The following is a 14617-nucleotide window of genomic DNA, read 5'->3' as shown; positions in this document are numbered from 1 at the left end:
CACGCAGAACCGAGGTGGGAGCCAGGCGGCATTGCCGCCGCCTGGCTATGCCGCTTACTGGCTCGGCGCCATCGCGTGTTCGCACGACACTTTCGGGTTCATGTCGGCGAACGTGCCGGTCGGGTTGCCTTTCCAGGCCCAGACATGCAGTTCGTAGAACTCACCCAGGCCATAGCGGTTGGGCGCGCTGTTGAAGTTGAACAGCTGTCCCTCGAGCGACGCCGGCCCCTTCGAGGTGATGTATTCGACCGCCACCAGCTTCAGGGTGCCGTCGGTCATCGGCTCGTACATCACCGCTTCGGGACGGGCGATGTCGATCTTGTCGTCCTTCAGGTACCCGCCATTGACATAGTGGATGCCCATGGCGCCGCCGGTGATGCCGCTGGCGCAGGGAATGGGCGCATAGCCTTCCGCCGTCGCGGCGTTGACATCGAGAAACCGGCTGTTGGCGGCCCGCACCTTTTCGGCCAGCGGATTGGCACCGGACGCGGTTTCAGCCGCCTCCTGATGCGCCTGGGCAAAGGTGGTGCAGGCGGCCAGAATGGCCCCTGCCACGAAAAGCCCGTTGCGAAAATCGCGTATCATGTTTGTTCCATTCTTCTTGAAAAAGCACAGCGGGCCGGCCGCCGAAAATACGGAGGCCCGGCAGGCAAGCGCCGTGGCTGTTGTTGCTTGGTGATCCCGGATACGGTGCAAGGAATGCCGGGAGAGATCATCCCTTCGGCAGATACGGGATCGTTCCGGCCAGATCGGTGTCGTCGATCAGCTGGAAACGGCTGTCGCTGCCGCCCTGGCGGGCCGAAACGAAGGGCGCGTAGGCCGGATCGGTGGTGAAGGCGCGCGCCGCTGCTTCCGACGGGAACGCCATCAGGGCGATCAGCGTGGTGTCGAGCGGCTTGCCTTCGAGCGTCGTCACATTGCCGCTGCGCGACAGATATTTCCCGCCATGCTTGTGGACGAGGTCGTGCACCGAGGCGGCATAGGCCGGCACCCATTTCGGGTCCTTCATCTTGATGTCGGCGATAACGTAAGCAGTCATTGTCGTCTCCTGGTTGCGGCGCACAGGGATATCCCGTGCAACCGTCCAGAGGGCTCGCATGGCGGGACCCGAGCCGACCAGTCCGCGATCTGTACTGGGCCGGTACAGTTTCTGTACTCGCCGCTTCGATCACGAAGGACTAATGTTGCCCGCAGGTTCTAGGGAGAGGCACGGTCATGACCCAGCACGGATACAAACAGTTCTGCCCGCTATCGATGGCCGCCGAGGTGCTGTGCACCCGCTGGACGATGGTGCTGATGCGTGAGCTTGTGGCCGGTTCGACCCGTTTCAACGACTTGCGCCGCGGCGTGCCCAAAATGTCGCCGACCCTTCTGTCGCAACGGCTTAAGGAGCTCGAGCTGGCGGGGATCGTCGAGCGCAAGGAGGTCCCGGGAGAAAAAGGAATTTTCGACTATCGGCTGACGGAAGCCGGCCGCGATTTGCGCCCGGTCGTCGAGGCGATGGGCTTCTGGGGGCAGAAATGGGTCGAGTCCCGCCTGTCCCTCAAGAACCTCGATCCGTCGCTGCTGATGTGGGACATGCGGCGCAATTTGAACCCCTCGCCGCTGCCGGAAGGACGAACGGTGATACAATTTCTGTATCAGGAACTCCCCGCCTCCAAACGCTCCTGGTGGCTGATCGTCGAAAAGCACGGCGAAGTCGATCTGTGCTGGTACGATCCGGGCTTCGACGTCGACCTCTATGTCTCGACCGACCTGCACACGATGACGGAGATCTGGATGGGAGTGCTCACTGTCGAAAAAGCCGGCGCGAAGGTCGTCCTGACCGGCGACCAGGCCATCGGCAGGAAGATGCAGGCCTGGCTCGGGCTCAGCCCGTTCGCGGTGGAGCCCAAACGCGCGGCGTAGGAGCCGGTCCTGCCTGTGCAGCCATTCTCGGCTGCGCTCACATGCAACATCCCGGTTCCAATCACGCGTGCGCCTCCTGACAGTTGTCAGGAAACGGGTGGCGAGGCCGGCTTTTGGCGGCTTCAATGCCGGCCATGTTCATCACCCTGGCCAAACATCCGCAACCCGCGCCGCTGCCGGTGGCCGACGATCCACGCTGGGGGCGCATTGTCGCCCGTGACAAGTCGGCCGACGGCGCATTCTGGTATTCGGTGGCGACGACCGGCGTCTATTGCCGGCCGTCCTGTCCGTCGCGGCGCGCCAATCCAGCCAATGTCCAGTTGCACGACACTTTACAGGCGGCGAAGGCGACAGGCTTTCGCCCATGCCGGCGGTGCAATCCGGACGGCCCTTCGCTCGAGGTCGCCAACGCCGCCATGATCGCCGATGCCTGCCGCAGGATCGGGCAGAGCGAGGTTGAACCGTCGCTGATCGAACTGGCCGATGCCGCCGGCCGCAGCCCCGGCTATTTCCACCGCATTTTCAAGGCGGTCACCGGGCTGACGCCGAAGGATTATGCAGCGGCCCGGCGTGCCGCCCGGGTCCGCCAGGGCTTGGAAAACGGCGTCAGCGTGACATCGGCGATCTACGATGCGGGCTTCAATTCGAGCGGGCGCTTCTACGAGAAATCGACCGGCATGCTCGGCATGACGCCGACGCGCTATCGCGCCGGCGGCGCCAACGAAGAGATCCGCTTCGCCGTCGGCGAAACCTCGCTCGGCACCATCCTGGTCGCATCGAGCCGGAAAGGCGTCGCCTCGATCCTGCTCGGCCAGGACCCCGACGCGCTGGTGCGCGACCTGCAGGACCGTTTCCCCAAGGCGCGGCTGGTCGGTGGCGACAGCGACTACGAGGCGCTGGTGGCCCGCGTCGTTGGCCTCGTCGAGGCGCCGGCGCTCGGTCTCGACCTGCCGCTCGACGTGCGCGGCACCGCGTTCCAGCAGCGCGTCTGGCAGGCCTTGCGGGATATCCCGGCTGGCCGCACGGTTTCCTATGCCGAGATCGCCGGCCGCATCGGCGCGCCGAACGCAACCCGCGCCGTCGCCGCCGCCTGCGCCGCCAACGCCCTCGCGGTCGCCATCCCTTGCCACCGTGTGATCAGGAAGGATGGCGTCCTGTCGGGCTATGCCTGGGGCGCCGAGCGCAAACGCGCGCTGCTCGACCGCGAGGCCGGCGATGCTGCGGACAATGCCTCGCGGTCCTCGCGGGCCTGACGGCAATGCGCGCGATGGCCAGTTCTTCCACCACCGGTGCGAACGGTCAGGTCGCCAACGGCGCTGCCGTCAGCCTGGAGGACGCGAAGGCGCTGGTGTTGGCCGTCATCGGCACGCTTGTCGAGGATGGCAAGGCCGAGTGGAGCCGCACGACGACCGGCGAGTTCGAGCTGCGGCTGATATCAGGCGAAGTTTTTTTGCTGGACGAGGTCGGCGTCACCCGTGTCGCTTGAGGCGGTCCAAACCGCACTTGCTTTCGCCGTTCAGCCTCCTGGATTGAATTTGAAAGCAAGCATCGGAGTGAGCGGCACCGGCGAGTTCGTTAGGGTCAAGGCATAGACAGGAGTGAAGGCAATGAACCACATTCAAACCGATATGCAGGCGACAACCACCAGCGTCCTTGACACCATCAGCTACGCCATCGGCCAGTCCGCGCTTGGAAACATCCTGGCGGCGCGCGGCCCCATCGGCGTCTGCGCCATCCTCATCGGCTCCGACGCCGGCACGTTGCGGCAGGACCTCGCCAACCGCTTCCCCGGCAGGGTGCTGCTCGAAGACGCGGCCGGCCTGCGCGATGATCTCGCGGCGATAGCGCGCTTCATCGAAACGCCCGGCGCCGGTCTCGACCTGCCGCTCGACATGCGCAACGGCACGCCCTTCCAGCAGCGCGTGTGGGAGGCGCTGCGCGCCATCCCATGCGGTGCCACCGTCACTTACACCGCCCTTGCCCGGCGCCTCGGCATGCCGGATGGCGCCCGCGCCGTGGCGACGGCCTGTGCCGCCAACGCCGTCGCGCTAGGCATTCCTTGCCACCGGGTGTTGCGCGCCGACGGCTCGCTGTCCGGCTACCGCTGGGGCATCGAGCGCAAGCGCGCCTTGCTGGAAAGGGAGGCCGCGATATGAACGCCGACGCCAGGGTCGCGCCACCGCTGGTCGCAGCCGCCGAGACACGCATCACCGCCTATGACTGGCCGGCGCTCGCCACCGAGCTCGACAGCTTCGGCTGCGCGGTGATGGAAAAGCTGCTCTCGGCCGATGAGTGCCGGCAACTCGCCGGCCTCTATCCCCAGGAGCAACATTTCCGCAGCCACATCCACATGGCCAGGCACGGTTTCGGCAAGGGCGAATACCGTTATTTCCGCTATCCCTTGCCCGATCTGGTCGGCGGCCTGCGCGGCGCGCTCTATCCCAGGCTGGCCGCGGTCGCCAACCGCTGGAACGAGCGCATGGGGATCGCCATGCGCTACCCCGCGACGCATAGCGCGTTTCTCGACCAGTGCCATGCCGCCGGTCAGGTCAGGCCGACGCCGCTTTTGCTGCAATATGTGCCCGGCGACTTCAACTGCCTGCACCAGGACCTCTATGGCGACCTCGCCTTCCCGCTCCAGGTGGCGATCCTGCTTTCCGAGCCGGGCGAGGATTTCACCGGCGGCGAGTTCGCGCTGACCGAACAGCGGCCGCGCATGCAGAGCCGGGTCGAAGTGGTGCCCTTGCGCCAGGGCGATGCGGTGGCTTTCGCGGTCCACAACCGGCCGGTGCAGGGCACGAAGGGCAATTACCGCGTCAACCTGCGCCACGGCGTCAGCCGCCTGCGCTCCGGCATGCGCCACACGGTCGGCATCATTTTTCACGATGCGAAGTGAGCGCCGGCTCATGCTCCCAATAGGGCGGATCGCCGAAAGCGTTGCGCAGCCATGCGGTAAGTGCGCGCAGTTTGGCGGATCCGCGCCGATCCTCGGGACAAGCGATATAGATGGTGGCTCCTTCAGGCTCCGCACCCACATCGACGACCGTCAATCGCTTGTCGGCGATCTCGGTGCGGATGAAGTAGGCGGGGAGCAGCGCCAGGCCCAGGCCGGCAAGCGCGGCGTCGCGCATCAAAATCCCATTGTTGACGCGCAGCGCGGTTTCCGGGCGGATCGTCACCAGCCGCCGCGAAATCTTGAACCGCCAGTCGGCGGCACCTCGGATGGAATAGATGATGCCCTTATGGCGCTTCAGTTCATCGGTGGTCACGGGCAACCCGAATTGCTCGGTATAATCCGGCGAGGCCACCAGGAAGCGACGGCTGGAAGCTAGCTTCTTGACGATGACAGGTCCATCTTCGACGACCGGCCCATGACGCACAATGGCATCGTAGCCATCGGCCACCATGCTGACGAAACGATCCTCGAGATCGAGCGTCAGTTCGATTCCCGGGTGCTTGGCCAGGAAGCCATATAGCGCCGGGCCGAGATGGAGGATGCCGAAACTGGTCGGCGCCGATATCCTGAGCGGCCCGGCGAGTTCGCCGCGGCGCTCGGCGATTTCGGCGCGGGCATCGGCCACCTCCTGCATGATGCGCTTGGCGCGCTCGTAAAAACCTCGTCCCGCCTCGGTGATGGAGAGTTTGCGGGTGGTGCGGTCCAGCAGCTTTGTGCCGAGGCCGCGCTCCAGTTCCGACAGTCGCTCGCTGATGACGGATTTCGACAGGCTCATGCGCCTGGCCGCTTCGCTGATCGAACCGGATTCCGCTACGGCGACAAACGCGGCGGCCGATTCGAGCTTCAGCATTGTTCGGCTTTCCCAAATTCACCATCAGGCGACAGCCACCTAACGAAATCAAGGACATGGTGCCATAATTGTGCAGGTCGCGATACCGCGATCACAGAACAAAAGCTCGGAGAGTGCAGCATGTTTCGTCCGTTGGTTGTCGTCCTTGGTCTGCTGGCCATGAGTGTTCCGGCCTCCGCGCGCGTTGTCGCGTTTCCGGCCGGCTTCAAGACGCAGACGATCGAGACCAACGGCACCAGCCTGAACGTCCGTGTCGGCGGACAAGGGCCGGCGGTCGTGCTGCTGCATGGTTTCGCCGACACCGGCGACATGTGGGCGCCGGCTGCGATAGCGTTGATGAAGGACCACACCGTGATCGTGCCGGACCTGCGCGGCATGGGCCTTTCGGCGCATCCCGACGGCGGCTACACGAAGAAGAACCAAGCCGTCGACATCGCCGGCGTGATGGACGCGCTGAAGATCGACAAGGCCGACCTGGTCACCCATGACATCGGCAACATGGTCGGCTATGCGCTGGCCGCGCAGTATCCGAAGCGCATCACCAAATGGGTTGTCATCGACGCGCCGCTGCCGGGCATAGGCGACTGGGACAAGATCAAGCAGAGCCCGCTGCTGTGGCATTTCAACTTCCGCGGCCCCGACATGGAACGGCTGGTGGCGGGCCGCGAGCGCATCTACCTCGATCGCTTCTACAACGAATTGTCGGCCGACCCCAAGAAGATCGACGAGGCGACGCGCGTCCACTACGCCAAGCTTTACGCCCGGCCACATGCCATGCACGACGCCTTCGAGCAGTTCAAGGCATTCGACCAGGATGCGATCGACAATCAGGCGATGCTCACCACGGGCGGCAAGCTGACCATGCCAGTGCTCGCGGCGGGTGCGGAAAAATCGGCCGGCACGACGCAGGCCGACATCTTGCGGTTGGTCGCCAGTGACGTGACCGGAGCCATCGTGCCTGCATCGGGCCATTGGATCATGGAGGAAAACCCGGACGTCACCGTCACGCTGATTACAGATTTCCTCGCCAAGTAACAGCACGGCTTCAGCGACCACCGTGGGCTCTGCCAGGGCCGACCTTTGTAACGATGAAGCCGAACGGGATCGCGCCCAGCAATGGTGCGGCCCGTCGCGACAATGGGAGACATTCTATGCCGTTAACGCATTTCCTGACTCTGGGAACCGCCGTTCTCCTGACGGCGACAGCACCGGCGTCAGCCGCCGATGTCCCGAAGAAAACGGTCGTCCTGGTGCACGGCGCGTTCGCCGACGGATCGAGCTGGAGCAAGGTCATTCCCTTGCTGGAGGCCAAGGGGCTCAATGTGGTGGCCGTGCAAAATCCTTTGAGCTCGCTTGCCGCCGATGTCGACGCAACCATGCGCGTCATTGATGCCCAGCCGGGTCCGGTCATTCTCGTCGGTCACTCCTGGGCCGGCGTCGTCATCAGCCAGGCCGGCGTGAACGACAAGGTCAAGGCGCTGGTCTACGTCGCCGCATTCGCGCCGCCAAAGGGCGTGTCGATCAACGAGCTTGGCAAGGGTCAGCCGCCGCCGCCCTGGGCAAGCGCGCTGCAACCCGACAGCGGCGGCTATCTCAGGTTGAGCGCCGAGGGTGTCGCCAAATATTTCGCGCAAGACCTGCCGCCGGCGGAAATCGGGGTGATCGCCGCCACCCAGGGACCAGCCTTCTCCGGTATCTTCGACGAAAAGCTCACCGCGGCCGCGTATGAGACAAAGCCGAGCTGGTACATCGTCGCCAGGCACGACGGAATGATCCCGCCGGCGGCCGAGGCCGCGATGGCGAAGGCGATCGGCGCCAAGGTCACCGAGTTGCCGACCAGCCACGTCGCCATGCTCGCCAAGCCCCGCGAAGTCGCCGATGTTATCCTGGCGGCGGTGGACTCGGTGAAGTAGGCAGGGAAACGATACCGGCGAGGAGGCCAGGATAGATCCCCTCCACGTTTGCCATCTCCAGGATCCACGGGCAGGCATAATAGTCGCTGATGCTGTCGATCACCCCGCCCGTGGCGCCGATCCGGACCAGATATGCCTGCCGCCAGACCTCGCCATATTGCCTGTCGACGACCAGCACCATCTCCCCTTCGAACGCGCCTGGCCGCACGCGCCAGGGCAGTTCGCTGCGCTCATATTCGACGAAGTAGGGCGAACCCGACAGCAAGCCGCTGTAGCAGTCCGACACCTGGAGGCGTGCATCGGCGCTGGTCAGTGCCCGCACGCCGTCCCAGTCCCTGGCGTTGAAGAGCGCGACATAGCGATCAAGCAGCCGCTCCAGTTCGGGATCGTGTGGCGGCGCCGCGGCCGGTTGCGCGGGTAGAGCGGCGAGCTTGGCGCGGCCGCGATTGAGCGCCGATTTGACGCCGCCCGGTGTCGAGCCGACCATCTCGGCGATCTCCTCCAGCGAATGGTCGAAGACATCCTTGAGCAGCACGCAGGCGCGCTCCTTCGGTGGCAGATGCACCACCAACCGCTCGATGGCGCGGCCGGCGCCCGGACCGGCCGGCTCGACCGGCTGCACCACGTCGTCGTCGGCATAGAAGGCCTCTGCCGCGTGCCGCGTGCGGCGATTGCGGATGAAATCGATGCACCTGTTATGCGCGATGCGGAAAAGCCACGGCCGCAGCGCCTGCGCATCGTCGAGCAGCTCGATCTTGCGATAGGCCTCGAACAGCGCCTCCTGCATGATGTCCTCGCCATCCAGCGCCGAGCCGGTCATGCGGGCGCAATAGCGATGCAGCCTGGCGCGCAGATGCGAAACCGTCTCCAGGAACGCGGCATAGCGCAGGTCGAACACGCGGTCGGGCTCAGGCCAGACCCGCATGCCTCGTGCCGTGTCGGGGGATTTGCGGATCTGCTGGTTCATCGCGGCACATAGGTCAGGGTCACCACGCCATTGGCAAAACGGTTGATGTCGACCAGTTCGAGATCGATCGGCCCGACGTCGTCGAAGGCGCGCTTGCCCTGCCCGACCCATGTCGGCACGATCGACAGATGATACTCGTCCACCAGCCCAGTGGAAAGCAAGGTGCGGTCGAGCTGCGACACGCCATATTTCAGGATGTCGCCCCCCGGCTGGCGTTTCAGCGCCGCGAGCGCCTCGGCGATGTCGCCCTCGATCAGCGCGGCATTCCACGACACCGTCTTCAGCGTCGTCGAGGCGACCAGCTTCTTCAGGCCGTTGATGCGGTCCATGTACGGACCCTTGGCCCAGGGCCAGCGCGCGAAGAACATCTCGTAGGTGGCGCGGCCAAGCAGGAAGAACTCGACGTTCGAAAGCGCCCGCAAGGCATGGTCCACATTCTCTCCGACGAAGAATGGCGACGCCCACGTCATCGGCGCCTCGATGACGCCATCCAGCGAGACGAAACTCGACACGATCAGCCGCCGCATGCTCACGCCGCCTTTTCGCTGGTCTTCTCACCGGGAGCCGGCAGCCCCAGTCTCGGCCGCACCCAGGCGGCGAAGCGGGCAATGGCGTCATCGGCCTCCGGCGCCCGCCCTGCCATCATCTGGAAGGAGTGGAGCATGCCGTCAAAGACGTCGAGCCGCGTCTCGACGCCCGCCTGCCTCGCCCGCTCGGCGAACATGCGGCTTTCGTCGACCAGCGTCTCGTCGGCGCCGGCCTGCAGGAAGACGGGTGGAAAGCCGGAGAGGTCGGCGTAGAGCGCGCTGACTTCGGGATCGCGCCGATCGGCATCGCCGATGAAATTGGCCGCCAGCCAGTCGACGGCTTCCCTAGCGAAGGCCGGGTCCTTGTCGCGGTTGGTCTCGTAGCTGGCGCCGGTCAACGCCATGTCGAACCAGCCGGAGATGATCAGCGTGGCGACCGGCAGTGGCCGCCTTTGCGCGCGCAGCCGCTGCAGGACGCCATAGGTCGGCACCGCGCCGCAGGAGTCGCCTGCGATCACGATCCGCTTGGGGTCGAAGCCTTGGTCGACGAGCCAGTCCCAGGCCGATGTCGCGGCCTCGAGCTGGGCCGGATGCTTGGCTTGGTGCGCCAGCGGATAGTCGTAGAGCAGCGCCCGGCAGCCGACGGCCTTGGCGAGATGACCGACCAGCTTGCGGTGCGTGTAGATCGAGCCGCCGATGAAGCCGCCGCCATGCGCGTAAAGCAGCACCCGCTGCTCGTCGGCGCCCTTCGGCACCACCCACATCGCCGGCACGCCGCCGGCATCGACCTCGATATAATCGACGCCGCCCGGTTCGCCGGTCAGTGCCGTCCAATTGACGTCGTTGTAGTCGATGACCGCCTGAGGGGTGGTCAACTTGCCCGCATTGGCCGCGAGCGCGGCGTAGTGGTTCCTGTTTGCCTGACTTTGCATGCTCGCCATGACCGTTTCTCCGTGGTTGCCGATCGCGGTCCGGCGCGACCTTCAGGCAAGAGACGGACGGGCAGGCAAAAAGGATACGTGCCGACCTGCGTTTTTTTTCGGCGGCCTACGCCTCGCCCCGCAACATCGCCGCGTGGCGTTGGGCGAATTCGACGAACGGCGTCGCGCGCACGCCGAACATATCGTGGGTGGCCAGATGCACCCGCGATTTCGGCCGCCGCAGGCGCTCGGTCAACTGCTCGTCCAGCGCATCGGCGAAGTCGGCGGGAACGCCGGCGGCCAGCAGGTTGCGCCGGCGGTCCTGCGGGCTGATGTCGACGTAGCGGACCGGCTTGCCGATCGCCTGCGAAATCCGCGCCGCGATGTCGCTCATCGTCAGCGCCTCGGGTCCGGTCATGTCGAGGCTCTCGCCTTCATGGCCGCCATCGCGCAGCAGCCGGACGGCGACCTTGGCGATGTCCTCGACATCGACCGGCGACAGTTCGGTGCCGCCAAGCGCCAGATAAAAGGCGCCCTCGGCGGCGATGGTCGGCGCGTCGCGCAGATAGACCTGCATGAACTGGCTGGGGCGCAGATGCGTCCACGCCATGCCGGCTCCTTCGAGATAACGCTCGACCTCCTCATGCATGCGCGTGAAGCGGAACTTCGTCGCGTCATAGCCGATGTTGGATTCGGCACCGGAAAACTTCACCACATGCGCGACGCCGGCCTGCTTGCAGGCGTCGATAAAACGGCACTGCGTCTCGACCATGTCTTGCGCGGCGGTCGAAATCATCAGCACGCGATCGACACCATCGAGAGCCGCGCCAAGCGTCTCCGCCCGGCGCATGTCGCCGTCGACCAGCTCGACGCCGGCAAGTCCGCCGAGCCCTGCCGCGGATGCCCGGTTAAGATCGCGAACCAGCGCCCTCACTTGATGCTTCCGCCGCGCGAACTCGCGCACGATTGCCTTGCCGTTCAGGCCGGTGGCGCCTGTCACCAGGATCATTTGTCTCTCCATTCAGCGTTGATGCGGCCGCCCTTCCGGCGACCCACCTTGAAGACGAAGAGAAGCGGGCAAAGGATTCCGGCCAAACGTCTTTTTACCGGCGTGCGGCCTGCACGCCGGTAATCAGCCCGCTGGCGCGTAGCGGCTGACCACCATGCCGCAGCCATAAGCCTTCGAGCCGAGCAGAAGCAGGTTTCGGAACCCGCCTTGGTCGAAGATGCGGCGGCCGGCGCCCAGCACGGCCGGATTGACGAACAGCTGGAACTCGTCGACCACCCCGGCCGCGATCAGCGCCGACGCAAAGCCCGCCCCGCCGAAGACGGCCATGTCGCCGCCCTCACCCGCCTTCAATGCGTTGACCTCGCGCGGCAGGTCGCCGCTCACCACCGTCGTGCGCTCCCATCGCGAGGTCTCGAGCCTGTCGCTCGGCACCACCTTGCGCGCTTCGACGATACGCTGGGCGAAGGCATAGAACGGATCGGCCGGATATTTCCGCGCCGCGTTGCCCCAATGGGTGAGGTAACCTTCCTCAGCCATCTTGCGGCTGAGCAGGATGGTGTCGATGCCGGCAAACACCGCGTTGAAATCACGCTTCAGTTCCTCGTCCCAGCCGATGTCGTCGCCCCATCCCCAAAGTTGCCAGGGGTGGTTCTCATTGGCACCGACAAAGCCGTCGACCGACATCTGCATCTGAAGGATCAGCTTTTTCATGGGGTTCTCCTCGTTTCCGGATTCCAGGCAGGAAGGATCACGCCGCGCTTTGCGAACGGGCAAAGGCTTGTGCCCAGCTCTCGAAAGTGGTCGGCGTGGCGTTGCGGATTGACGGTGCCTCAAGTGCCCAGCGTTCACCCTTGTTGAAACTCGCCGCCGTTTCGCCGAGCGCATCGGCAAAGCTCGGTGACAGGCCGTTGGCGATCATCCCGGCGCGCGCCTCAGTGAATGGAGCCGCCTTGTAAGTGACCTGCCTCCCCATCGCGCTGCCCAGGATCGCGGTGGCCTGCTCGAAGGTATAATAGCCGCCGCCATGCAATTCGATAATCCGCTCGCTTGGAAAACGCGTAGCGTCCAGCAGGGCGGCGGCGCGCTGGCCGAGATCGCTGGCAGCAATCAAAGGCATCGGCAGATCGCCACGGAACGGCGTCATGAAGATGCCGGAAGCGGCCTGCTGGACAAAGCCCATGCCCTTGGCGAAGTTCTCCATGAAGAACGAGGCGCGCAAAAACACCAGTTCGTCGAGGCCGAGCGCCGCCAGCCGGTCCTCCATCAAGGCGGCGCCGAGCGAAGTTCCCATCCTGAGATGGGCATTGAGGCCGCTGAGCAGCACGACGCGGCGCACGCCTGACTTCGCGATCGCCGCCGCCAGCCGCGCGCCGACTTCATCCTCGAAGCCATGAAGATCTGGCGCCGTGACGTCGAACGGAATCATTACATAGGCGCTGTCGGCACCGGAAAAGGCGGAGGCGAGCGCGTCGCTATCGTCAAGCGCGACACCCAGGCTGCGCGCCACGCCGCGCACAATATGCCCCTGCCCGGTCAGGACCTGAGCGACCGCCTTGCCAACCTCGTTGGTGGCCCCGATGACCACGACGGTTCTTGGTGAGCTGATTTTCCCGACGGCCTGACTCATGACGTCCTCCTGCTGGCCAAGTTGCGGCCCAACGATTTACTTTTGGAAGCATTTGACTGATGGAAAGAACGATGTCAATAGTAAAGTGATTTAAAAATGGAACCGTAGAGATGTCGACGCGTGAAAGATCCGGCTGCCCGATCAGCCTGTCGCTGGAATTGCTCGGCGACCGCTGGACGCTGCTCATCATCCGCGACCTGGTCTTCGCCGGCAAAAAGCATTTTCGCGAGTTCCTGCAATCCGATGAAGGCATCTCCTCGCGCACATTGGCCGAGCGGCTGCAGACGCTGCAGGACGAAGGCATCCTCACCCGCAGCGACGACCCTAGCCACGGGCTGAAGGCGATCTACCGGCTGACCGAAGCCGGCATCGATCTCCTGCCGGTGCTGGCCACGCTCGGCGCCTGGGGCAGCAGGCACCGCAAATCCGACGACAAGCTCGCCCGCATCGCCGACGAACTGGCGGCCGGCGGCGAGCCGGCGCTGGAACGGATGAAGGCGGCACTGCGGGCGGAGCATGTTGTCTAGGAAGTGGCGCTGCCTCCTTCCGCCCTGTGGGAAAAGGAGGCACTTTACGCGCCTCGGTTACGCCCAAAGGACACCGATGCACCAAGGACCCAATTGACAATGATCTCTGTTTGTTCACTATAGGTTCCTGTCTATCAGCAATCGCGGATGAGCGGAACAGGATGGAAACAACGGCCACCATCCTGCATGCCGATCTCGACGCCTTCTATGCCTCGGTCGAGCAACTGCTCGACCCGTCGCTGCGCGGCAAGCCGATCGCGGTTGGCGGCGGCGTGGTGCTCGCCGCCTCTTACGAAGCGCGCGCCTTTGGCGTGCGCGGCGGCATGCCTGGACGCAAAGCGCGCGAGCTTTGCCCGCAATTGATCTTCGTCGGCGGCAATTTCAGCCACTACCAGCGGCTGGGCGACGCGGCGATCAAGGTGCTCGACGATTTCACGCCGGTGGTCGAACGCATCTCCATCGACGAGGCCTTCGCTGATGTCGCCGGCTGCACGCATCTGTTCGGCTCCCCGCGGGAAATCGCGACGGCGATCCGCGGCCGTGTGCGGGCCGAACTCGGCCTGCCGATCTCGATCGGCGTGGCTCGCACCAAGCATCTGGCCAAGATCGCCTCGCAAGTCGCCAAGCCAGACGGGCTGGTGGTGGTCGAGCCCGGCACCGAGCTTGCCTTTCTGCACGATTTGCCGGTCTCGCTGATGTGGGGCGTCGGCCCGGCAACCAGGGCGCGCTTGGCCGAGATCGGCGTCGAGACCATCGGCGAGCTGGCCCGGACCCACAGCGGCGCCCTGACCCGGCTGCTAGGCCCCGCGGCCGGCGAAAAGCTCACGGCGCTGTCGTGGAACCGCGATCCGCGCAAGCTGGAGACGAAGCGCCGGGCGCACTCGGCCGGCGCGCAATCGGCGCTCGGGCAAAAGCCGGCCGTGGCGCGAGTGATCGTGCCCACACTGCTGCATCTGGCCGATCGCGTCGCCAGCCGGCTGCGCGCCAAGAACCGTCCCGGCCGCACGGTAACCGTGCGCGTGCGCTTTGCCGATCTCAGCGCCGTCACGCGCTCGATCACGCTGGAACAGCCGATCTCGGCGACCGCCATGCTGGCCGAGATCGCAGGGGATTTGGTGCGCGGCGTGCTCGCCGAGCATCCCCGGGAGAAAACGATCTCGCTGCTGGCGATCTCGGTCTCGCATCTGGAGGAGAGCGCCGAACTGCAGCTCGACCTGCCGCTCGGCCTCGCCGACGAGAAGCGCCGCCCGGGTAGCCAAAAAGGCCTCGCGCGCTTCGGCGCCGACCGCGCCATCGACAAGATCCGCCAGCGTTTCGGCAAACAGGCGGTCGGCTACGGTACGGTGGCGCTGGAGGCGGCCCGCTCGGTGCCCGACGCATTCAGGGAGCTGGCGGAAAAGGAGCTTTGAGTGG

General features: G+C 65.2%; 18 protein-coding genes. 9 read left to right on the top strand and 9 right to left on the bottom strand.

Annotated elements, in window-relative coordinates; genetic code table 11:
- Positions 1-54: 54 nt before the first annotated feature.
- Together FJ527_RS23090 and FJ527_RS23085 are read right to left on the bottom strand one after the other, a co-directional pair.
- A complete protein-coding gene (locus FJ527_RS23090; RefSeq protein ID WP_181166454.1) occupies positions 55-585 on the bottom strand; it encodes a hypothetical protein in 531 nt (176 codons plus the stop codon).
- Between the two features lie 127 nt (positions 586-712).
- Complete coding sequence (locus tag FJ527_RS23085) at positions 713-1039, bottom strand: DUF1330 domain-containing protein (protein ID WP_140824097.1); 327 nt, start codon at positions 1037-1039, stop codon at positions 713-715.
- Between the two features lie 176 nt (positions 1040-1215).
- On the opposite strand from FJ527_RS23085, the gene FJ527_RS23080 reads away from it, so the two are divergent.
- The 5 genes from FJ527_RS23080 to FJ527_RS23060 all read left to right on the top strand — a co-directional run bounded on the left by FJ527_RS23080 (position 1216) and on the right by FJ527_RS23060 (position 4804).
- On the top strand, positions 1216-1908 hold the full coding sequence (locus FJ527_RS23080; protein WP_140824096.1) for a helix-turn-helix domain-containing protein: 693 nt from the start codon (positions 1216-1218) through the stop codon (positions 1906-1908).
- Between the two features lie 134 nt (positions 1909-2042).
- Positions 2043-3161, top strand: a complete 1119-nt coding sequence (ada, locus tag FJ527_RS23075; protein ID WP_140824155.1) for a bifunctional DNA-binding transcriptional regulator/O6-methylguanine-DNA methyltransferase Ada — start codon at positions 2043-2045, stop codon at positions 3159-3161.
- 14 nt (positions 3162-3175) lie between these two features.
- The gene (locus FJ527_RS23070) at positions 3176-3394 is read left to right on the top strand and encodes a hypothetical protein (protein ID WP_224526894.1); all 219 of its coding nucleotides are present in this window, start codon (positions 3176-3178) and stop codon (positions 3392-3394) included.
- A 121-nt stretch (positions 3395-3515) separates the two neighbouring features.
- Positions 3516-4064 (top strand): methylated-DNA--[protein]-cysteine S-methyltransferase, encoded by a 549-nt coding sequence (locus FJ527_RS23065; protein WP_140618030.1) that lies wholly within the window; start codon positions 3516-3518, stop codon positions 4062-4064.
- On the top strand, positions 4061-4804 hold the full coding sequence (locus tag FJ527_RS23060; RefSeq protein ID WP_140618029.1) for a 2OG-Fe(II) oxygenase: 744 nt from the start codon (positions 4061-4063) through the stop codon (positions 4802-4804). The genes FJ527_RS23065 and FJ527_RS23060 overlap by 4 nt, the downstream gene beginning before the upstream one ends.
- Here FJ527_RS23060 and FJ527_RS23055 read toward each other — a convergent pair.
- Positions 4782-5714 (bottom strand): LysR family transcriptional regulator, encoded by a 933-nt coding sequence (locus tag FJ527_RS23055; RefSeq protein WP_140824095.1) that lies wholly within the window; start codon positions 5712-5714, stop codon positions 4782-4784. The two genes, FJ527_RS23060 and FJ527_RS23055, sit on opposite strands and share 23 nt — an antisense overlap.
- Before the next feature lie 120 nt (positions 5715-5834).
- Between FJ527_RS23055 and FJ527_RS23050 the strand changes: the two genes are divergently transcribed.
- Together FJ527_RS23050 and FJ527_RS23045 are read left to right on the top strand one after the other, a co-directional pair.
- Complete coding sequence (locus FJ527_RS23050) at positions 5835-6749, top strand: alpha/beta hydrolase (protein WP_140716275.1); 915 nt, start codon at positions 5835-5837, stop codon at positions 6747-6749.
- 116 nt (positions 6750-6865) lie between these two features.
- On the top strand, positions 6866-7627 hold the full coding sequence (locus FJ527_RS23045) for an alpha/beta hydrolase (RefSeq protein ID WP_140716277.1): 762 nt from the start codon (positions 6866-6868) through the stop codon (positions 7625-7627).
- On the opposite strand, the gene FJ527_RS23040 is transcribed toward FJ527_RS23045, so the two are convergent.
- From FJ527_RS23040 to FJ527_RS23015, 6 genes are all read right to left on the bottom strand, one after another.
- A complete protein-coding gene (locus FJ527_RS23040) occupies positions 7596-8594 on the bottom strand; it encodes a sigma-70 family RNA polymerase sigma factor (RefSeq protein WP_140716279.1) in 999 nt (332 codons plus the stop codon). The genes FJ527_RS23045 and FJ527_RS23040 overlap by 32 nt on opposite strands.
- Positions 8591-9121, bottom strand: coding sequence for a dihydrofolate reductase family protein (locus FJ527_RS23035; RefSeq protein ID WP_140716281.1), 531 nt, complete (start codon positions 9119-9121; stop codon positions 8591-8593). The genes FJ527_RS23040 and FJ527_RS23035 overlap by 4 nt, the downstream gene beginning before the upstream one ends.
- Positions 9122-9123: 2 nt before the next feature.
- The gene (locus tag FJ527_RS23030; RefSeq protein ID WP_140824094.1) at positions 9124-10062 is read right to left on the bottom strand and encodes an alpha/beta hydrolase; all 939 of its coding nucleotides are present in this window, start codon (positions 10060-10062) and stop codon (positions 9124-9126) included.
- A gap of 106 nt (positions 10063-10168) precedes the next feature.
- Positions 10169-11050, bottom strand: a complete 882-nt coding sequence (locus FJ527_RS23025; RefSeq protein ID WP_140824093.1) for an SDR family oxidoreductase — start codon at positions 11048-11050, stop codon at positions 10169-10171.
- A 123-nt stretch (positions 11051-11173) separates the two neighbouring features.
- Positions 11174-11761: a dihydrofolate reductase family protein gene (locus FJ527_RS23020; protein WP_140725331.1), complete on the bottom strand. Its 588-nt coding sequence runs from the start codon at positions 11759-11761 to the stop codon at positions 11174-11176.
- A 37-nt stretch (positions 11762-11798) separates the two neighbouring features.
- Positions 11799-12677, bottom strand: a complete 879-nt coding sequence (locus FJ527_RS23015) for an NmrA family NAD(P)-binding protein (RefSeq protein ID WP_140824092.1) — start codon at positions 12675-12677, stop codon at positions 11799-11801.
- Between the two features lie 110 nt (positions 12678-12787).
- Here FJ527_RS23015 and FJ527_RS23010 point away from each other — a divergent pair, with 110 nt between their 5' ends.
- On the top strand, positions 12788-13204 hold the full coding sequence (locus tag FJ527_RS23010; protein WP_140725326.1) for a helix-turn-helix domain-containing protein: 417 nt from the start codon (positions 12788-12790) through the stop codon (positions 13202-13204).
- A 161-nt stretch (positions 13205-13365) separates the two neighbouring features.
- The gene (gene dinB / locus FJ527_RS23005; RefSeq protein WP_140824091.1) at positions 13366-14613 is read left to right on the top strand and encodes a DNA polymerase IV; all 1248 of its coding nucleotides are present in this window, start codon (positions 13366-13368) and stop codon (positions 14611-14613) included.
- Positions 14614-14617: the final 4 nt, after the last annotated feature.

Source organism: Mesorhizobium sp. B2-4-18 (assembly GCF_006441385.1).
Lineage (GTDB): Bacteria > Pseudomonadota > Alphaproteobacteria > Rhizobiales > Rhizobiaceae > Mesorhizobium > Mesorhizobium australicum.
This window is presented reverse-complemented; position numbering and strand designations above follow the sequence as displayed.